Genomic DNA, 18,554 nt, shown 5'->3' with positions numbered 1-18,554 from the left:
CGCGCGGCGCGGCGCCCGGCCGCGGCGGGGCCGCAGGACACGCGGGCGCGCCCCGCGCGGCGATGCCGGGCGGGGGCGGCCAGCCACGGGGGATTTACATGCGGAAGTGTTCGCCGAGGTACACGCGGCGCACGCTTTCGTTTTCGATGATTTCGCTCGGCGCGCCGGCGGCGAGCACCGAACCGTCGCTGATGATGTAAGCGTGGTCGCAGATGCCGAGCGTTTCGCGGACGTTGTGATCGGTAATCAACACGCCGATGTTGCGCTGCTTCAGGAACTTGACGATCTTCTGGATCTCGAGCACCGCGATCGGGTCGACGCCGGCGAACGGCTCGTCGAGCAGGATGAAGTTCGGATTGGTCGCGAGCGCGCGCGCGATCTCGACGCGACGGCGTTCGCCGCCCGACAGCGACAGCGCCGGGTTCTCGCGCAGGTGGCCGATCTGCAGTTCGTCGAGCAGCGCCTCGGTGCGCGACGCGATCGCGTCCTTCGACAGCCGCTTGCCGTCTTCGCCGTGCTGCAGCTCGAGCACCGCGCGGATGTTTTCCTCGACGGTCAGCTTGCGGAACACCGACGCTTCCTGCGGCAGGTACGACAGGCCGAGCGACGCGCGCTTGTGGATCGGCAGCAGGCCGATCGAGCTGCCGTTCAGCGAGATTTCGCCCGCATCCGTCGGCACGAGGCCGACGATCATGTAGAACGACGTCGTCTTGCCGGCGCCGTTCGGGCCGAGCAGGCCGACGACCTCGCCGCTCTTCACGTCGAGCGACACGTCCTTGACGACGGTGCGCGAGCCGTAGCGTTTCTTCAGGTTGCGCACGACGAGCGAGCTCGTCGTGCCGGCCGGCTGGCGGTTCGGAAGCGCGTTCATTGGGCCGGCGCTCCCTGGATCGTGGTCGACGGCGACAGCTTCGCCGGCGCGCCGTTCAGCTGCCCGGGGCCGCCGTTCTTCGGCGACAGCATCGCGCGCACGCGGCCGTTCGGGTTGCCCGGCGCCGCGACGTCCTTGCCGCCCTTCGCGGTGTAGAAGTCGCGCTGGCCGTCGTACGTGATCACGCTGCCGTGCACGGTGTCGGCGATCGTCGACGTGCCCTGCAGGCGGCGCACGGTCGCGGCGGTCGTCAGCGTCGTCAGGTCCTGCTTGCCGTCGTAGTCGATGCGCTCGGCGTCGCCGTCGATGTATTCGTCGAGGCCTTCGCGCTTCTGGCGGAACGTCGCGTGCTTCTTGCCGCTGCCGAACGACGTCGCGTACTGATAGCCTTCCGGATCCTGGCGCACTTCGACGCGGTCGCCCTTGATGATGATCGTGCCCTTCGTGATCACGACGTTGCCGGTCGCGACCGTCACCTGCTTCAGGTCGTCATAGGTCAGGTTGTCCGCCTCGACGTTGATCGGCTTGTTCTGGTCGGCCTTCTCGGCATGGGCGAGCGGCGCCAGCCCGACGAGCGGGAGCGCCACGAGCGTCGCGGCGAGCGCGGCGCGGACGGCGCGCGCAGCGCCGCCGGAATTCTGTCGAGGGAACGGTTCGTTCATGCAGTCACGTGAGGGATGCGTCACCTGGATTGACCTTTCGAGCCGCCGGACGTGTCCGCCGCGGCGATCGTGCCGCGCACGTTGCCGTAAAGCTCGATGACCCGGGTGACGTTGTTGTACTTCATGCCGTCGGTCGCGTTGACGAGCGACAGGCCGCGCTGAAGTTTAACCGGCTTTTCGGTCTGGATCACATCGTCATTGACGAAGATCCGGAAATGCTGGGAATCGGCCTGCATCTGCGGATCGCCGCCGCCGGCCACGCGCAGGATGCGCGCATCGTCGTACAAGTCGACGATCGACACGTCGCCGTTGACGGTGCCGCGCTTCGCGGTGGTCGTCACGACCGGCTTGCCGGGCTGGAACGCGCGCATGGCCGGATCGGTCAGGTCGCTGTTGTCGGTGTCTTCGTAATGGATCAGCTTCGCGGCCGTCAGCCGGTATTGCGTCGAGCCGGACTGGTCGAGCTCGGTGACGGAAAAGTTGTCCGCGAAATAATCGGGCGTGTGGCGCTTCGGCCGCACGGCACCCTCGCCGGGCGGCGGCAGCGTCGCCTGCAGCAGCCACCACGTGATGCCCGCGAGCGCGGCGACCGCGACGAGCGGCAGCAGCTGGGTCCAGCGGAAATGCGTGTTCATCCGTCAGGCTCCACAGGCAGCCGCAAGCAGCGCGTCGTAGCGGCGCTGCGCGCGCAGGATCGCGTCGCAGACCTCGCGCACCGCGCCGTGGCCCCCGCGGGCCTCGGCCACCCAGTGCGCACGCGCGATCACCTCGGGGTGCGCGTTGGCCGGTGCCGTCGCGAAGCCGCAGCGCAGCATCACCGGCAGGTCGGGCCAGTCGTCGCCCATGTAGCCGCAGGCGTCGGCGGTGATGCCGAGCGATGCGATCAGGTCGGCGAATACGGCGAGCTTGTTCTCGACGCCCTGGAACAGGTGCGCGATCTTCATTTCCTTCGCGCGTGCCGCGACGATTTCCGAGCGGCGGCCGGTGATGATCGCGGTTGCGATGCCGGCTTCGCCGAGCAGCTTCACGCCGTGGCCATCGAGCGAATTGAACGACTTCATCGCGTCGCCGGCCGCGGTAAACAGCAGCCCGCCGTCGGTCAGCACGCCGTCGACGTCGAAAATCATCAGCTTCACGCGGCTCGCGCGTTCGGCCGCAGTCAGCGCTGCGCTCATCAGATCACCTTCTTCGAAAACAGGTCGTGCATGTTCAGCGCGCCGATCAGCGCGCCGTCGGCATCGACCACCAGCATCTGGTTGATCCGGTGGCGCTCCATCAGTTCCACGGCCTCGACCGCGAGATGGTCGGGGCCGATCGTGCGCGGCTCGCGCGTCATCACGTCGACGATCGGCAGCGTGCGGAAATCGCCGTCGCGCGCGAGCACACGGCGCAGGTCGCCGTCGGTGAAGATGCCGGCCACGCGGCCGTCGGGCTCGACCACGGCGGTCATGCCCAGCCGCTTCGCGGTGATCTGGAACAGGGCGTCCGACAGCGTCGCGTCGAGCCCGACGCGCGGCACGTCGTCGCCCGAGCGCATCACGTCGCGCACGTGGGTGAGCAGGCGCCGGCCGAGCGCGCCGCCCGGATGCGAGCGCGCGAAATCCTCGGAACCGAAGCCGCGCGCGTCGAGCACCGCGACGGCGAGCGCGTCGCCGAGCGCGAGCGCGGCGGTCGTGCTCGCGGTGGGGGCGAGGTTCAGCGGGCAGGCTTCCTTCGACACCGCGGCGTTCAGGTTCACGTCGGCGAGCGTGCCAAGGCTCGATTCCGCGCGGCCCGTGATCGCGATCAGCTTCGCGCCGATCCGCTTCACGAGCGGCAGGATCGCGACGAGTTCTTCCGATTCGCCGGAATAGGAGATGCCGATGAAGACGTCGTCCGACGTGACCATGCCGAGGTCGCCGTGGCTGGCCTCGGCCGGGTGGACGAAGAAGGCCGGCGTGCCGGTGCTGGCGAGCGTGGCCGCGATCTTGCGGGCGATATGCCCCGATTTGCCGATGCCGGATACCACGACGCGGCCGCGGCAGCCGAGCAGCAGCGCGACGGCCTGAACGAAGTCGCCGTCGAGCTGGTCGCGCAGCGCGCGCACGGCGTCCGCCTCGATGTCGAGCACGTCGCGGGCGAGCGCGAGCGCCCGATCATCATTGATTTTCGCTATCATGCGCGGAGTATAGCAAAGGCGTTTGTTCGCCGCGCCGCGCCTTCGGACTCGTCCGATGCCGCTTGCCTACCGCCACCACCCCCGCCCGCCTTGCCGTGGCCCCGACGAACGAGGACGCTTCGCCCGTGATTTCCCCGCTCGAAATGACCCTGCTGCTGCTGCTGGCCTCGGTAGTGGGCGTCGTCGTATTTCGCTCGCTGAACCTGCCGCCGATGCTCGGCTACCTGACCGTCGGCATCCTGGTCGGCCCGCACGCGTTCGGCATCGCCGCGGACCTCGAACGGGCCGAGCATCTCGCGGAATTCGGCGTGGTGTTCCTGATGTTCTCGATCGGCCTCGAATTCTCGCTCGCGAAGCTGCGGGCGATGCAGCGGCTCGTGTTCGGGCTCGGGCTGCTGCAGGTGGTCGCGACCCTCGCGCTCGCGGTCGTGCTCGGCGCGTTGTTCGAGCGCTGGGTGCACATCACGTGGCAGGGCAGCGTCGCGCTCGGCGGCGCGCTCGCGATGTCGTCGACGGCGATCGTGTCGAAGATGCTCGCCGAGCGGCTCGAGATCGAGACCGCGCACGGCCGCAACATCTTCGGCGTGCTGCTGTTCCAGGATCTCGCGGTGGTGCCGCTGCTGATCGTGATCGCCGCGTTCGGCGCCGAGTCGTCGAAGGATCTCGCGCTCACGCTCGGGTTCGCGGCCGTTAAGATCGTGATCGCGCTCGCGCTGCTGCTGATCGTCGGCCAGCGTTTCATGACGCGCTGGCTCAACGTCGTCGCGCGGCGCCGCTCGCAGGAACTGTTCGTGCTGAACCTGCTGCTCGTCACGCTCGGCGCCGCGTTCATCACCGACCGCTTCGGCCTGTCGCTCGCGCTCGGCGCGTTCATCGCGGGGATGCTGATCTCCGAGACGCCGTTCCGCCATCAGGTGGAAGAGGACATCAAGCCGTTCCGCGACGTGCTGCTCGGCCTGTTTTTCGTGACGACCGGGATGCTGCTCGATCCGCGCGTGATCTGGGAGCATCCGTTGCTGGTGCTCGGCTTCTTCGTCGGGCAGATCCTGTTCAAGGGGACGATGATCGCCGGGCTCGCGCGGCTGTTCGGCGCGACGCCGGGCGTCGCGATGCGCACCGGCATCGGCCTCGCGCAGGCCGGCGAATTCGGCTTCGTGCTGCTGAACCTGATCCTCGACCGGCATCTCGTCGATTCGACGCTGCTGCAGGCGATCCTCGCGTCGATGCTGCTGTCGATGCTCGCCGCGCCGTTCCTGATCCAGAACGCCGACCGGATCGTGATGCGGCTGTCGTCGACGGAATGGATGCAGCAGTCGCTGCAGATGACGCGGATCGCGACGCAAAGCCTCAAGCAGCGTGGCCACGTGATCATCTGCGGCTACGGCCGCGCCGGGCAGAACCTGGCGCGCATGCTCGAGCAGGAAGGCATTTCGTATGTCGCGCTCGACCTCGACCCCGATCGCGTGAGCGCGGCCGCGACGGCCGGCGAATCGGTCGTGTTCGGCGACGCGGCGCGCCGCGAGTCGCTGCTCGCGGCCGGTATTCATCGCGCGGCGGCCGTCGCGATCACGTATGCGAACACGCCGTCGGCGCTGCGCGTGCTGCACCACGTGCACGAGCTGGAGCCGACGCTGCCGGCGATCGTGCGCACGGTCGACGATGCCGACCTCGAGAAGCTGCTCGCGGCGGGCGCGACCGAGGTGATTCCGGAGATCGTCGAGGGCAGCCTGATGCTCGCGTCGCACACGCTGGTGCTGGTCGGCGTGCCGATGCGCAAGGTCGTGCGGCGCGTCGAGGAGATGCGCGACGAGCGCTACAGCCTGCTGCGCGGCTATTTCCGCGGCGCCGACGACACGGACGACGACGATCACGAGCAGGTGCGGCTACAATCGGTGCCGGTCGACGCGCGCGCGGATGCGGTCGGGCGCTCGCTGGAGGAGCTCGGGCTGTATGCGCTCGGGCTGGAAGTCACGGCGATCCGCCGGCACGGCATCCGCGGCGTCGAACCCGACCCGCAGACCAAGCTGCGCGCGAGCGACATCGTCGTGCTGCGCGGGCTGCCCGAAGCGCTCGCGCTCGCGGAGGAGCGGCTGTCGCGGCATCGGCGCGAGCCGCCGGCCGCGCTCGCCTGAGTCGCGCTTCGATAACCTGACCCGTATTTATTCGAAACGGTGCCCGATCTTCGCGCACCGTTTTTTTCGGAGAGTTTCATGCCGCATTCGTCGCCGGGCGCACCGCTCGATCCGGTCGCCTTCATCCACAGCCAGATCCGCACCGTGCCCGACTGGCCGCAGCCGGGCGTGCAGTTCCGCGACATCACGACGCTGCTGCAGAGCCCGAAGGCGCTGCGCATCCTCGTCGACCTGTTCGTCGAACGCTACGTCGATGCGAAGCTCGACTACGTCGCGGGGCTCGACGCGCGCGGCTTCATCATCGCGCCGATCGTCGCGTACGAGCTGAGCGTCGGCTTCGTGCCGATCCGCAAGCTCGGCAAGCTGCCGTACAAGACGCGCTCGGAATCGTACGACCTCGAATACGGCAGCGCGACCGTCGAGATCCATGAAGACGCGTGCCGCCCCGGCGACCGCGTGATCATCATGGACGACCTGATCGCGACCGGCGGCACGATGATGGCGGGGCGCAACCTGCTGCAGCGGCTCGGCGCGGTCGTCGTCGAAGGCGCGGCGATCATCGACCTGCCCGATCTCGGCGGCTCGACGCTGCTGCACAACGCGGGGCTGTCCGTCTATACCGTCACCGAATTCGCCGGCCACTGAACCACTGAACCACTGGAGCCGGCCCACGCCGCGAGGTCACGATGCCCAACTTCATGCTGTTTCTCGCCACGTCGATCGCGATCACGTTCGCGCCGGGTCCCGACAACCTGCAGGTGCTCGCGCGCGGCATCTCGCAGGGCCGCGCGGCCGGCTTCGTCGCCGCGCTCGGCTTCACGGCCGGAATCCTGTTCCATACGACGCTCGCGGCGCTCGGCGTCGCGGCGGTGCTGCGCTCGTCGCCGGTCGCGTTCCAGACGCTGAAGCTCGCGGGCGCCGCGTACCTCGTGTGGATCGGCATCAAGGCGCTGCGCAGCCAGGGCCTCGCGAACGCGCACGCGCGCCCGCCGCAGCCGCTTGGCGCGATCTTCCGGCAGAGCGTGATCGGCAACCTGATGAACCCGAAGGTCACGTTGTTCTTCGTCGTGTTCCTGCCGCAGTTCGTCGATCCGCACGGCGTGCAGGGCGTGACGCTGCAGATGTTCGAGCTCGGCGCGCTGTTCATGCTGCAGACGGCCGCGATCTTCTCGCTGTTCGGCGTCGGCGCGGGCGCGATCGGCACATGGCTGAAGCGCCGCCCGAAGGCCGGTGTGTGGCTCGACCGGATCGCCGGCGCGACCTTCATCGCGATCGGCATCCGCGTCGCGCTGAAGGACTGAGCCCGATGACGTTTCCGTGCATTGCGGCCGCGCGCCGCTTCGATCCGGCCGCGCACCTGCGTTTCGAGATCGCCGGCGTGGTCGTGGGCTGGGTGCGCCGCCAGGACGTCGCGAAGCTCGCGCGCTGGCCCGACGTGTTCGAGCTGACGGACGCGCGCGTCGTGCTGTCGGCGCGCTATGACACGGTCGACGCGCGCAGCATGGCGCTCGCGAGCGCGATCGGCGCGCTGGCGGCCGAAGGCGCGATTCCCGGCTGGCGCGACGAGATCTATGCGATCCGCAACCGCTTCGACGATCCGCCGCTCGCGTACATCGAGCGCGCCGCGTCGCGCTTCTTCGGCACGCAGACTTATGCGGTGCACCTGAACGGCATCGTAGAATATGCGGCTGCGCCGGGTTCGTCCGCCGCGCCGCAGATGTGGCTCGGCCGCCGCAGCGCGACCAAGGCCACCGACCCAGGCATGCTCGACAACGTCGTCGCGGGCGGCATCGGCTGGGGCCTGGGCGTTCACGAGACGCTCACGAAGGAATGCTGGGAAGAGGCCGGCATGCCGGCCGAACTGGCGGCACGCGCGATCGCGGGCCGCGCGGTGCAGGTACTGTGTTCGCTGCCGGAAGGCACGCAGTCCGAACTGATCTTCGTGTACGACCTGCCGCTGCCGCGCGACTTCGCGCCGCACAACCAGGACGGCGAAGTGGCCGAGCACCTGCTGGCCGGCGTGCCCGAGGTGATCGGCTGGCTGCGCGAAGGCCGCGCGACGATGGATGCGAGCCTCGCGATGCTCGACACGCTGCTGCGCCACCGCTGGCTATCGGCGGCGGACGCCGCGGGCATCGACGCGCTGTTCGCGCCGGCCGCCTGACGTGCCACCTGGCGAGCCACCTGAAGGCGCCGCCTGCCTGCCCGGGCTTGGGCCCCAGGGTGAGGCCGGACGAACGGCCTATTTGACGAATACCGAAACGAAGGGAGTAGCGGTCATGTCGACCGATCACAGCTTTATCTTGAAACTGTCGTGCCCCGACCGGCATGGCATCGTCCACGCGGTCTCGGGCTTCCTGTTCGAGCGCGCCAACAACATCCTCGATTCGGCGCAGTTCGGCGACAGCCGCACCGGCGAGTTCTTCATGCGCGTGCACTTCGTGCAGGACGGCGAGGGCGCGGATGCCGCGTCGGCGCTCGACACGCTGCGCGAGGAATTCGCGCCGCTCGCCGAGCAGTTCGGGATGCGCTGGGAAATGCACGACGCGGCCGTGAAGCCGCGCGTCGTGATCATGGTGTCGAAGATCGGCCACTGCCTGAACGACCTGCTGTTCCGCTACCGCACCGGCCAGCTGCCGATCGAGATTCCGGCGATCGTGTCGAACCACAAGGAGTTCTACCAGCTCGCCGCCAGCTACAACATCCCGTTCCATCATTTCCCGCTCGTCGGCGGTTCGTCCGATGCGGCGAAGGCCGCGCAGGAAGCGCGGGTGCTGGAAGTGATCGACGAACACCAGGCCGATCTCGTCGTGCTCGCGCGCTACATGCAGATCCTGTCGCCGAACATGTGCCAGCAGCTCGCCGGCCGCGCGATCAACATCCACCATTCGTTCCTGCCGAGCTTCAAGGGCGCGAAGCCGTACTACCAGGCGTTCGACCGCGGCGTGAAGCTGATCGGCGCGACCGCGCACTACGTGACGACCGACCTCGACGAAGGCCCGATCATCGAGCAGGAAGTCGAGCGCGTCGACCACAGCATGACGCCCGACCAGCTCACCGCGATCGGCCGCGACGTCGAGTGCGTGACGCTCGCGCGTGCGGTGAAGTGGCACGTCGAGCACCGGATCGTGCTGAACGGGACGAAGACCGTCGTGTTCCGCTGATCGGCTGATCGGTGATGCGCGCCGGCCGGCCTGCGCAGGCCGTCGGTTGCCGCAAACAAGAACGCCGCGCCCTTGACGGGGCGCGGCGTTTTTTTCGCGTGATGCGCGGGGATCGGGTTGCGTCGGGTACGGCGCGTCAGATCAGCCGCAGCATGTACAGCTCGCGCTTCATGTACGCATAGAAGATCGGCGCGGCGATCACGCCCGGCAGCCCGAACGCGGCTTCCATGATCAGCATCGCGAGCAGCAGCTCCCACGCGCGCGACTCGATCTGGCCGCCGATGATCTTTGCGTTCAGGAAGTATTCGAGCTTGTGGATCACGATGAGGAACGCGAGCGACGCGATCGCGGTGCCCATGCTGACCGACAGCGACACCGCGACGATCAGCGTGTTCGAGATCAGGTTGCCGATCACCGGCAGCAGGCCGACGATGAACGTGACGAGCACCAGTGTTTTCGACAGCGGCAGCCGCTGGTGGAAGATCGGCAGCGCGACGAGCAGGTAGATGCCGGTAAAGGTCGCGTTGATCGCCGAGATCTTGATCTGCGCGAACACGATCCGGCGGAACGATTCGGCGAAGCGCGACACGCGCGTGACGAGCGCGGTCGACAGCGGCCGACGCACCTTGCCGTGCTCGACGCCGATCGCGATCATCGCGCCGATGATCATCCCGAACACCACGTGGCCGAAGCCGCGCGCGACGCTCTTGCCGCCTTGCTGGAGCTGGTCCATGTGCGAGTGCATCAGCAGCGCCGCCTTGGTCTTCATCTGTTCGACGTCGACCGGCAGCAGGTTCGCGATCCAGGCCGGCGTGCGGGCGCGCGTCTGCTCGACGATCTGCATCAGCTGGCCAAGAAGGCTCTGCAGGTTCGGCACCGTGTGCTCGAAGTGGTCGATGATGCCGATCGTGAGGCCCGTGAGCCCGCCGACGATCGCGATCGACAGCAGCACGACGGCGACCCAGCGCGCGCGCATGCTCGTGGTGTGGCGTTCGATCACCGGGGCGATCGTGTGGATCAGCTGATAGACCAGCATGCCGGCCAGCAGCCCGCCCAGCAGCTTGAGTTCGATGACGAGCACCATCGCGATGAGGGCGAACAGGTAGCTGCCGATCTCGATCGCCGACAGCTTCGGCAGGCTGAAGTCGCTCGTCAGCCGCACGCTGCGCAGGTGCGGCTCGCGGTTCTGCGCGTCGCGCGACTCTTGTTGCTTCTCCATCATGGATTCCTGTCGTTCGTGTGCCGTGCCGCGCGGTGGGCGACACGGCGGCGATCGCCCGGCGCCGCACCGGATTGGTGCGGATGGCGAACCTTACGACCGTAAAGTATAGCTGCCATTATGGTCCGCCACGGGGCTGTTTGGCTCGTGGTGTAAACGCAGAGGGGAAAACCGCAGAAGGGAAAACGAGGAGGCCGGCGCCGCCCCGCTGCCGGGCGCGCGCGGCCGGGCAGCCGCGCGCGGGAACGGAAAGTGTCAGCCGGCCGCCGCCTTGCGGGCCGGGCGCTTGAGCAGCGGCGCGAGGTACTTGCCGGTGAAGCTCGCCTTGGTCTTCGCGACCTGCTCGGGCGTGCCCTGCGCGATGATCTGGCCGCCGCCGGCCCCGCCTTCGGGGCCGAGGTCGATCACCCAGTCGGCCGTCTTGATCACGTCGAGGTTGTGCTCGATGATCACGACCGTGTTGCCCTGGTCGCGCAGCCGGTGGATCACCTCGAGCAGCAGCGCGATGTCGTGGAAGTGCAGGCCGGTGGTCGGCTCGTCGAGGATGTACAGCGTGCGGCCCGTGTCGCGCTTCGACAGTTCCAGCGACAGCTTCACGCGCTGCGCCTCGCCGCCCGACAGCGTCGTGGCCGACTGGCCGAGGCGGATGTAGCCGAGGCCGACGTCGAGCAGCGTCTTCAGCTTGCGGGCGATCACCGGCACCGCGCTGAAGAATTCGTACGCGTGTTCGACCGTCATGTCGAGCACTTCGCTGATGTTCTTGCCCTTGTACTGCACTTCGAGCGTTTCGCGGTTGTAGCGCTTGCCGTGGCACACGTCGCACGGCACGTAGACGTCCGGCAGGAAGTGCATCTCGACTTTCAGCACGCCGTCGCCCTGGCACGACTCGCAGCGGCCGCCCTTCACGTTGAACGAGAAGCGGCCCGGATCGTAGCCGCGCTCCTTCGCGGTCGGCACGCCCGAGAACAACTCGCGGATCGGCGTGAACAGGCCCGTGTAGGTGGCCGGGTTCGAGCGCGGCGTGCGGCCGATCGGCGACTGGTCGACGTTGATCACCTTGTCGAAGTGCTCGAGGCCCTCGATCGCCTCGTGCGGCGCCGGCTCGGCCGACGAGCCGTACAGGTGGCGCGCGACCGCGTGATACAGCGTGTCGTTGATCAGCGTCGACTTGCCGGAGCCCGACACGCCGGTGATGCAGGTCAGCAGGCCGACCGGCAGTTCGAGATCGACGTGCTTCAGGTTGTTGCCGTGCGCGTCGACGATGCGCAGCATCCGCTCGGGGTCGGGCGCGAGCCGCTCGTCCGGGTATTCGATCGTGCGCTTGCCGACCAGATACTGGCCCGTCAGCGACTGCGGGTTCGACTGCACCTGCTTCGGCGTGCCTTCAGCCACGATCACGCCGCCGTGCTCGCCCGCGCCGGGGCCCATGTCGACGACGTAGTCGGCCGTGCGGATCATGTCCTCGTCGTGCTCGACGACGATCACCGAGTTGCCGAGGTCGCGCAGGTGCTTGAGCGTCGCGATCAGGCGGTCGTTGTCGCGCTGGTGCAGGCCGATCGACGGCTCGTCGAGCACGTACATCACGCCGGTCAGGCCCGAGCCGATCTGCGACGCGAGCCGGATCCGCTGCGCCTCGCCGCCGGACAGCGTTTCAGCGCTGCGCTCGAGCGACAGGTAGTCGAGGCCGACGTTGTTCAGGAAGGTCAGGCGCGCGACGATTTCCTTGATCACCTTGTCGGCGATCTCGCGCTTCGCGCCGTCAAGCGACAGGCCGTCGAAATAGCCGAGCGCGTCGCGCAGCGGCCAGCCGCTGATTTCATAGATGCCGCGCGCGTAGTCGCCGGTGCCGACCCGCACGTGGCGCGCCTCGCGGCGCAGCCGCGTGCCGTCGCACGACGGGCACGGCTGGTTGTTCTGGTATTTCGCGAGCTCTTCGCGCACCGCGACCGAATCGGTCTCGCGGTAGCGGCGCTCGAGGTTCGGGATGATCCCTTCGAACACGTGCTCGCGGATCGTCGTGCGGCCGCGCTCGTTGATGTACGAGAACGGGATCGTCTGCTTGCCCGAGCCGAACAGCAGCACCTTGCGGATCTTTTCCGGCAGGTCCTCGAACGCGGCGTCGATGTCGAATTCGTAGAACGCCGCGAGGCTCTGCAGCATCTGGAAGTAGAACTGGTTGCGGCGATCCCAGCCCTTCACGGCGCCCGCGGCGAGCGACAGCGACGGGTGCGCGACGACCCGCTTCGGGTCGAAGAACGTGATCTGGCCGAGGCCGTCGCATTCCGGGCACGCGCCCATCGGGTTGTTGAACGAGAACAGGCGCGGCTCGAGCTCCTGCAGCGAGTACGAGCAGATCGGGCACGCGAACTTCGAGCTGAACAGGTGTTCGTGGTCGGTATCCATCTCCAGCGCGATCGCGCGGCCGTCGGCGAGGCGCAGCGCGGTCTCGAACGATTCCGCGAGGCGCTGCTTCATGTCCGGCCGCACCTTGAGACGATCGACGACGACGTCGATCGTGTGCTTGTCGTTCTTCTTGAGCTTCGGCAGCGACTCGACCTCGTAGATCTTCGCGACGCCTTCGTTCGCGGTGCCGCCGCCCGAGCGCACGCGAAAGCGCACGAAGCCCTGCGCCTGCATGTCCTCGAACAGCTCGGCGTGCTCGCCCTTGCGGTTCGCGACGACCGGCGCGAGGATCATCAGCTTGGTTTCCTCGGGCAGCGCGAGCGCCGCGTCGACCATCTGCGACACGCTCTGCGCCTCGAGCGGGATGTCGTGGTCGGGGCAGTACGGCGTGCCGACCCGTGCGAACAAAAGTCGCAGGTAGTCGTGGATTTCGGTGACCGTGCCGACGGTCGAACGCGGGTTGTGGGACGTCGCCTTCTGCTCGATCGAGATCGCGGGCGACAGGCCCTCGATCAGGTCGACGTCGGGTTTCTCCATCAGCTGCAGGAACTGGCGGGCGTACGCGGACAGGCTCTCGACGTAGCGGCGCTGGCCTTCGGCATAAAGGGTGTCGAACGCGAGCGACGACTTGCCCGACCCGGACAACCCGGTAATCACGATCAGCTTGTGGCGCGGCAGGTCGAGATTGACGTTTTTCAGGTTGTGGGTGCGTGCCCCACGGATACGGATCTGTTCCATGAACCTGGCGAAAATGGAGGGAACCAAACCTGCTACTATAACGGCTTTTCGAGGCCGTCGTTGGGGGCCCCCAGCCTTTGCAGCAGCTGGCAGCAAGGCGGTGTCCACGCCGGGGAGGCGGCCGCGCCGCACGGCGCGAGGCGGCCCGCAGGCTGCCTGCCCGACGTCCCGGAAAGCGGCCCCGGAAAGCGCCAGCCAGGCCTGCCGGGCCGGTGGCCCTGATCTTCCGCCGCCCGCCGCCGGGCGGACATTCCGATCATTCGAAATTCATTCCCGATGTCCAATCCGTCCGCCACGTCTTCCCGCATGAGTGCGCCCGAACTGCGCGCGACCACGTCGCTCGCGGCGATCTTCGCGCTGCGCATGCTCGGCCTGTTCATGATCATGCCGGTGTTCTCGGTCTACGCGAAAACCATCCCGGGCGGCGACAACGTGCTGCTCGTCGGCATCGCGCTCGGGGCGTACGGCGTCACGCAGTCGCTGCTGTACATCTTCTACGGGTGGGCGTCGGACAAGTTCGGCCGCAAGCCCGTGATCGCCACCGGCCTGCTGATCTTCGCGCTCGGCAGCTTCGTCGCCGCGTTCGCGCACGACATCACGTGGATCATCGTCGGCCGCGTGATCCAGGGGATGGGCGCCGTGTCGTCCGCGGTGCTCGCGTTCATCGCCGACCTGACCTCCGAGCAGAACCGCACGAAGGCGATGGCGATGGTCGGCGGCTCGATCGGCGTGTCGTTCGCGGTCGCGATCGTCGGCGCGCCGATCGTGTTCCACTGGGTCGGGATGAGCGGGCTGTTCGCGATCGTCGGCGTGCTGTCGATCCTCGCGATCGGGGTCGTCGTGTGGATCGTGCCCGACGCGGCGAAGCCCGTGCACGTGCCGGCGCCGTTCGGCGAGGTGCTGCACAACGGCGAGCTGCTGCGCCTGAACTTCGGCGTGCTCGTGCTGCACGCGACGCAGACGGCGCTGTTCCTCGTCGTGCCGCGCCTCCTGGTCGACGGCGGGCTGCCGGTCGCCGCGCACTGGAAGGTCTACCTGCCGGTGATGGGGCTCGCGTTCGTGATGATGGTCCCGGCGATCATCGTCGCGGAAAAACGGGGCAAGATGAAGCCGGTGCTGCTCGGTGGCATTCTGGCTATCCTGATCGGCCAATTGTTGCTCGGCAGCGCTCCGCATACCATCCTGATTGTGGCGGCGATCCTGTTCGTGTACTTCCTGGGTTTCAACATCCTGGAAGCGTCGCAGCCGTCGCTCGTGTCGAAGCTCGCGCCCGGTTCGCGCAAGGGCGCGGCCACGGGCGTCTACAACACCACGCAATCGATCGGGCTCGCGCTCGGCGGCATCGTGGGCGGCTGGCTGCTGAAGCACGGCGGCGCGAACACCGTCTTCTACGCGTGCTCGGGGCTCGTGGCGGCGTGGCTTATAATCGCGGCCAGCATGAAAGCGCCGCCGCGCAAGGCCTGAACCTTCTTTTCGGGCAGGCACCGGCGGCGCTCGCCGGCTTGCCCGGCGGGCCGCTCCGACGACATTCGCGGGCGGCCCGGCATCGAATTTACTGGAGAAACACATGGCATCCGTCAACAAGGTCATCCTCGTCGGCAATCTCGGCGCCGATCCTGAAGTCCGTTACCTGCCGAGCGGCGACGCGGTTGCGAACATCCGTCTCGCGACGACCGATCGCTACAAGGACAAGGCAAGCGGCGATTTCAAGGAAATGACCGAGTGGCACCGCGTCGCGTTCTTCGGCCGTCTCGCCGAAATCGTCAGCGAGTACCTGAAGAAGGGTTCGTCGGTCTATATCGAAGGCCGCATCCGCACGCGCAAGTGGCAGGGCCAGGACGGCCAGGATCGCTACTCGACCGAAATCGTCGCCGACCAGATGCAGATGCTCGGCGGCCGCGGCGGTTCGGGCGGCGGCGGTGGCGGCGGTGACGAAGGCGGTTACGGCGGCGGCTACGGTGGTGGTGGCGGCGGCCGCGGCGGCGAACAGATGGAACGCGGCGGCGGCGGTCGTGCCGGCGGCGCGCCGCGCGGCGGTGCAGGCGGCGGCCAGAGCCGTCCGAGCGCGCCGGCAGGCGGCGGCTTCGACGAGATGGACGACGATATTCCGTTCTAAGCGGAACGCCGGTTCCCGATGTAAAGAGGGGCCCGAATCTCCACGCTGAATCACTGGTTCAGCCTGGATCTTCGGGTCCTTTTTTCGTTTGCGCGTTTTTTGGGGTTTGGGCGGAACGTGCCCGATCGGGCGTGAGGAGCGTCGTGGTGGCGTCGTGCAAGGCGGGGAGAAGCCGCTGGCGCCGGCCGCGTCGGATGGGCGAGACTTGAGAATGGACTCCCCCGTCAGCGGACGTTCGTCGTCGCGGGCGCGATGGCTCTGACGTCTGTTGTGCTTACGTGGCGAGCATGCCGACCGCAAACTTCAACCGACGCAACCGCGCCGGTGAGCAGGTTTCCTGAAGACTGCAACGGCGCATTCCCGACATGGGGGCCGTGGCATTCACGCCCGAGTCGCCTGCTTCGGACGGTGCGGACCATGACAAGAGCGGCGCCGTGGCCGCCGCAGAACAGAACCGCTTACGCTTCCGTGACGATCGCGACCAGATTGCTGACGCGCTCGACGGATTTTCCACCCTTCGGCCAACGGACCAGCGCGTCGCTACCGTTGATCGACAGGATCACGCCATCGCTGCGGTCCACGGCACCCGTGAACGTGACACGGTTTACTTTTGCCGACGGCGAAAACGAAGCCGCGCTGCGGCCCGGCAGCAGATCCATCAGGAACGAAAATACGGGGTACACGACTGCTCCTTCGCAAGCTTGAACTACGGGTTTTCCCTAGTTTAACAGTTCGGATGTTGCGTCGCAACATTAGCCCTTGTGCCCGTTCCTCGTGCGCGCGTCTTCCGTGGTGATTTCCAGTCGTTCGTCGCGCCGCTCAGCAAATCTCCCGGGCGGTTCGTGTATCTGATCGATGTCACGCGGCCGCCACGATTGACCGGCTAAGCTCGATTTTTCGACGTTTCGATCGAAGGAGACACAATGCGGCGGGTCGTATTCAACCAAAAGGGCGGGGTGGGCAAGTCGACGATCGTCTGCAACCTGGCGGCGATCAGCGCGAGCGAAGGGCTGCGCACGCTCGTCATCGACCTCGACGCGCAGGCGAATTCCACGCACTACCTGCTCGGCGACCGGGCCACCGACGCGCATCCCGGCGTCGCCGAATTCTTCGAGACCGCGCTGACCTTCAACTTCCGGCCGGTCGACGTCGCATCGTTCATCCATCCGACGCCGTTCGACGGGCTCGACGTGATGCCCGCGCATCCGGACCTCGACACGCTGCACGGCAAGCTCGAGTCGCGCTACAAGATCTACAAGCTGCGCGACGCGCTCAACGAGCTCGACACCTACGATGCCGTCTACATCGACACGCCGCCCGCACTGAACTTCTACACGCGCTCGGCGCTGATCGCGGTCGAGCGCTGCCTGATTCCGTTCGACTGCGACGACTTCTCGCGCCGCGCGCTGTACACGCTGCTCGAGAACGTGAAGGAAATCCAGCAGGACCACAACGCGGCGCTCGAGGTCGAAGGGATCGTCATCAACCAGTTCCAGCCGCGCGCGAGCCTGCCGCAGCGGCTGGTCGACGAACTCGTCGAGGAAGGGCTGCCGGTGCTGGCGTCGCGGCTCTCGGCATCGGTGAAGATCCGCGAATCGCATCAGCAGTCGACGCCGGTGATCCATCTCGAGCCGGCACACAAGCTCGCGCAGGAGTTTCGCGCGCTGCATCGCGAACTGGTCGGGTGAGAGTGTCGGCGCTGGCCCGGCCCGGCGGTTTATATACGATCATTGAATTCGTCATTAATAATCCCGGTAACGATTTCAAAATAAATCTGGAAAAACGATTACAGGGGAATCTGCCCTATTTTCCAATGCGCACCTGTTTTTCAAATAACCGGAATAATGACGGGGTAAATGTTACGGACGTCGCGGTGCGCCATGCCGTAAAAAAGTAAAAATCATTTCGGGACAAGGCGTTGCGACGCGGCCCCATTGTGTGCGGGCGCAGATTGCGAGGAGATCAACCCGATCGATCAGGGTTTTTACCTACTATTAATGCCATTTAATTGACAATTAATCCATCTAGAATGGCAATCTTCAACTCCCCGCAGTCAATCGTGCCTGCGGGTTGTGAATAAGGAAGCGGACCTCGATCTGGCTTCCATTTTTTTCGTTCGTCTCTCGCATTGCTAACAGGAGCGTGCCCGATGTCCGTATTTGCCCCCGAAAAATTCGCCGCCGATTACCAGTCCGGAATTGCCGCCTGGTTCGCGATTGCGCGTCCGGCAATCAATGGTTTCGAAGCCGTCGTCGAACTCAACCTGCAAGCGGCCAAGACGGCGCTCGACGAATACGAGGACAAGCTGAAGAACGCGTTCAACGCGAGCAACCCGGCTGCGGGCTTCGCGCAGCAAGTCGCCGCACCGCAGGAAGCGGCCGGCAAGGCCGTCGCGTACGGTCGCCATCTGTTCGACATCGCGGTGTCGACGCAGGCCGAGTGGGCGAAGGTCGCGCAGGCGCAATACGAGCAGAACGACAAGCGCGTGAAGGAGGTGGTCGGCGAGCTGACGAAGCATGCGCCGGCCGGTTCGGGCGCGGTGGTCGCCGCTCTGAATTCGGCGCTGTCCGCGGCGACTGCCGCGGCAGACTCCGTGCGCGCAGCGACGGGGCAGGCAATCGAAGCCGCACAAAGCGGTTTCGACGCGGTCAGCGAAACGGCGACGCGCGGTGCCAAGCAGACGGCGGCTGCCGCACGCAAGGAAGCCGCTTCGCGCGAATCGGCTGCATGAGCGCGTGTCGCGCGCAGGCGCGACACCATTGATCGAACGGCGCCGGCGGGCGCCGGCCGCCGCGTGTGCCGCGTGGTGGCCGGTGGCGTCCGGCTCGCCGCAGCGTGTCCGGGCCCGGCTGGAGCGGGCGAATGGGCGGCGCGCGTGAAAGCGCGAGCCCCGAGCCGCATCGCGGGCCGTATGGCGCTCAAGCGCCGACGTCGGCCGCCGTGCCGCCCGGCCCCGGCACGCGATACAGCATGCAACACGGATCGACCCACTGATTTCGATGCAGGAACAAAACATGACGGACGTAGTGATCGTATCGGCCGCGCGGACCGCGGTCGGCAAATTCGGCGGCTCGCTCGCGAAGATCGCGGC

General features: G+C 67.1%; 17 protein-coding genes. 9 read left to right on the top strand and 8 right to left on the bottom strand.

The features are described from left to right. Nucleotides 1-94 precede the first annotated feature (94 nt). From lptB to kdsD, 5 genes are read right to left on the bottom strand one after another with little or no spacing between them, the layout of a single operon-like run. Complete coding sequence (lptB, locus tag DIE16_RS32220; RefSeq protein WP_124486505.1) at nt 95-871, bottom strand: LPS export ABC transporter ATP-binding protein; 777 nt, start codon at nt 869-871, stop codon at nt 95-97. Beyond that, on the bottom strand, nt 868-1,533 hold the full coding sequence (gene lptA, locus DIE16_RS32215; protein ID WP_044847461.1) for a lipopolysaccharide transport periplasmic protein LptA: 666 nt from the start codon (nt 1,531-1,533) through the stop codon (nt 868-870). The genes lptB and lptA overlap by 4 nt, the downstream gene beginning before the upstream one ends. A 20-nt stretch (nt 1,534-1,553) precedes the next feature. Beyond that, complete coding sequence (gene lptC / locus DIE16_RS32210; RefSeq protein WP_044847460.1) at nt 1,554-2,168, bottom strand: LPS export ABC transporter periplasmic protein LptC; 615 nt, start codon at nt 2,166-2,168, stop codon at nt 1,554-1,556. A gap of 3 nt (nt 2,169-2,171) precedes the next feature. After that, the gene (locus DIE16_RS32205; protein WP_044847459.1) at nt 2,172-2,708 is read right to left on the bottom strand and encodes an HAD family hydrolase; all 537 of its coding nucleotides are present in this window, start codon (nt 2,706-2,708) and stop codon (nt 2,172-2,174) included. After that, on the bottom strand, nt 2,708-3,691 hold the full coding sequence (gene kdsD, locus DIE16_RS32200; protein ID WP_044847458.1) for an arabinose 5-phosphate isomerase KdsD: 984 nt from the start codon (nt 3,689-3,691) through the stop codon (nt 2,708-2,710). Before kdsD ends, DIE16_RS32205 begins: the two co-directional genes overlap by 1 nt. Nucleotides 3,692-3,816: 125 nt before the next feature. Here kdsD and DIE16_RS32195 point away from each other — a divergent pair, with 125 nt between their 5' ends. The 5 genes from DIE16_RS32195 (at nt 3,817) to purU (ending at nt 8,987) form a co-directional block, all read left to right on the top strand. Beyond that, nucleotides 3,817-5,823 carry a monovalent cation:proton antiporter family protein gene (locus tag DIE16_RS32195; protein WP_044847457.1) on the top strand — a complete coding sequence of 669 codons (2,007 nt, stop codon included), beginning with the start codon at nt 3,817-3,819 and terminating at the stop codon, nt 5,821-5,823. Nucleotides 5,824-5,901: 78 nt separating this feature from the next. Further along, nucleotides 5,902-6,468 carry an adenine phosphoribosyltransferase gene (locus tag DIE16_RS32190; RefSeq protein WP_124894133.1) on the top strand — a complete coding sequence of 189 codons (567 nt, stop codon included), beginning with the start codon at nt 5,902-5,904 and terminating at the stop codon, nt 6,466-6,468. 41 nt (nt 6,469-6,509) lie between these two features. Beyond that, complete coding sequence (locus DIE16_RS32185; protein ID WP_124486501.1) at nt 6,510-7,124, top strand: LysE family translocator; 615 nt, start codon at nt 6,510-6,512, stop codon at nt 7,122-7,124. 5 nt (nt 7,125-7,129) lie between these two features. Further along, a complete protein-coding gene (locus DIE16_RS32180; protein ID WP_124894132.1) occupies nt 7,130-7,987 on the top strand; it encodes an NUDIX hydrolase family protein in 858 nt (285 codons plus the stop codon). Between the two features lie 115 nt (nt 7,988-8,102). Next, nucleotides 8,103-8,987, top strand: coding sequence for a formyltetrahydrofolate deformylase (purU, locus tag DIE16_RS32175; RefSeq protein ID WP_124486499.1), 885 nt, complete (start codon nt 8,103-8,105; stop codon nt 8,985-8,987). 136 nt (nt 8,988-9,123) lie between these two features. Here purU and DIE16_RS32170 read toward each other — a convergent pair whose 3' ends face one another. Together DIE16_RS32170 and uvrA are read right to left on the bottom strand one after the other, a co-directional pair. Next, a complete protein-coding gene (locus DIE16_RS32170; protein WP_185735543.1) occupies nt 9,124-10,206 on the bottom strand; it encodes an AI-2E family transporter in 1,083 nt (360 codons plus the stop codon). A gap of 255 nt (nt 10,207-10,461) precedes the next feature. Further along, the gene (uvrA, locus tag DIE16_RS32165) at nt 10,462-13,347 is read right to left on the bottom strand and encodes an excinuclease ABC subunit UvrA (protein WP_044847452.1); all 2,886 of its coding nucleotides are present in this window, start codon (nt 13,345-13,347) and stop codon (nt 10,462-10,464) included. A gap of 276 nt (nt 13,348-13,623) precedes the next feature. On the opposite strand from uvrA, the gene DIE16_RS32155 reads away from it, so the two are divergent. Next, entirely contained in the window at nt 13,624-14,811 is a 1,188-nt protein-coding gene (locus tag DIE16_RS32155) for an MFS transporter (protein ID WP_044847451.1), read from the top strand. Between the two features lie 103 nt (nt 14,812-14,914). After that, the gene (locus DIE16_RS32150; protein ID WP_124486498.1) at nt 14,915-15,463 is read left to right on the top strand and encodes a single-stranded DNA-binding protein; all 549 of its coding nucleotides are present in this window, start codon (nt 14,915-14,917) and stop codon (nt 15,461-15,463) included. A 458-nt stretch (nt 15,464-15,921) separates the two neighbouring features. Here the strand turns inward: DIE16_RS32150 and DIE16_RS32145 are convergent, their stop codons facing one another. Further along, nucleotides 15,922-16,122: a hypothetical protein gene (locus tag DIE16_RS32145; RefSeq protein WP_235879267.1), complete on the bottom strand. Its 201-nt coding sequence runs from the start codon at nt 16,120-16,122 to the stop codon at nt 15,922-15,924. Between the two features lie 264 nt (nt 16,123-16,386). On the opposite strand from DIE16_RS32145, the gene DIE16_RS32140 reads away from it, so the two are divergent. Next, complete coding sequence (locus DIE16_RS32140; RefSeq protein ID WP_044847448.1) at nt 16,387-17,151, top strand: ParA family protein; 765 nt, start codon at nt 16,387-16,389, stop codon at nt 17,149-17,151. A gap of 461 nt (nt 17,152-17,612) precedes the next feature. Beyond that, the gene (phaP, locus tag DIE16_RS32135; protein ID WP_124571312.1) at nt 17,613-18,194 is read left to right on the top strand and encodes a TIGR01841 family phasin; all 582 of its coding nucleotides are present in this window, start codon (nt 17,613-17,615) and stop codon (nt 18,192-18,194) included. Nucleotides 18,195-18,554: the final 360 nt, after the last annotated feature.

Origin of the sequence: Burkholderia sp. Bp9090 (assembly GCF_003857985.1) — a bacterium.
Lineage (GTDB): Bacteria > Pseudomonadota > Gammaproteobacteria > Burkholderiales > Burkholderiaceae > Burkholderia.
Note: the sequence above shows the minus strand (reverse complement) of the source record. Positions and strands in the feature narration are given on the sequence as shown.

Excerpts from the sequence above, each read along its gene's own strand:
- DIE16_RS32155 (WP_044847451.1), top strand. The coding sequence starts at position 13,624 with ATGTCCAATCCGTCCGCCACGTCTTCCCGCATGAGTGCGCCCGAACTG.
- lptB (WP_124486505.1), bottom strand. The coding sequence starts at position 871 with ATGAACGCGCTTCCGAACCGCCAGCCGGCCGGCACGACGAGCTCGCTC.
- uvrA (WP_044847452.1), bottom strand. The coding sequence starts at position 13,347 with ATGGAACAGATCCGTATCCGTGGGGCACGCACCCACAACCTGAAAAAC.
- DIE16_RS32150 (WP_124486498.1), top strand. The coding sequence starts at position 14,915 with ATGGCATCCGTCAACAAGGTCATCCTCGTCGGCAATCTCGGCGCCGAT.
- lptC (WP_044847460.1), bottom strand. The coding sequence starts at position 2,168 with ATGAACACGCATTTCCGCTGGACCCAGCTGCTGCCGCTCGTCGCGGTC.
- DIE16_RS32180 (WP_124894132.1), top strand. The coding sequence starts at position 7,130 with ATGACGTTTCCGTGCATTGCGGCCGCGCGCCGCTTCGATCCGGCCGCG.
- DIE16_RS32205 (WP_044847459.1), bottom strand. The coding sequence starts at position 2,708 with ATGAGCGCAGCGCTGACTGCGGCCGAACGCGCGAGCCGCGTGAAGCTG.
- phaP (WP_124571312.1), top strand. The coding sequence starts at position 17,613 with ATGTCCGTATTTGCCCCCGAAAAATTCGCCGCCGATTACCAGTCCGGA.
- DIE16_RS32185 (WP_124486501.1), top strand. The coding sequence starts at position 6,510 with ATGCCCAACTTCATGCTGTTTCTCGCCACGTCGATCGCGATCACGTTC.
- DIE16_RS32170 (WP_185735543.1), bottom strand. The coding sequence starts at position 10,206 with ATGGAGAAGCAACAAGAGTCGCGCGACGCGCAGAACCGCGAGCCGCAC.
- kdsD (WP_044847458.1), bottom strand. The coding sequence starts at position 3,691 with ATGATAGCGAAAATCAATGATGATCGGGCGCTCGCGCTCGCCCGCGAC.
- DIE16_RS32140 (WP_044847448.1), top strand. The coding sequence starts at position 16,387 with ATGCGGCGGGTCGTATTCAACCAAAAGGGCGGGGTGGGCAAGTCGACG.
- lptA (WP_044847461.1), bottom strand. The coding sequence starts at position 1,533 with ATGAACGAACCGTTCCCTCGACAGAATTCCGGCGGCGCTGCGCGCGCC.
- DIE16_RS32190 (WP_124894133.1), top strand. The coding sequence starts at position 5,902 with ATGCCGCATTCGTCGCCGGGCGCACCGCTCGATCCGGTCGCCTTCATC.
- DIE16_RS32145 (WP_235879267.1), bottom strand. The coding sequence starts at position 16,122 with ATGGATCTGCTGCCGGGCCGCAGCGCGGCTTCGTTTTCGCCGTCGGCA.
- purU (WP_124486499.1), top strand. The coding sequence starts at position 8,103 with ATGTCGACCGATCACAGCTTTATCTTGAAACTGTCGTGCCCCGACCGG.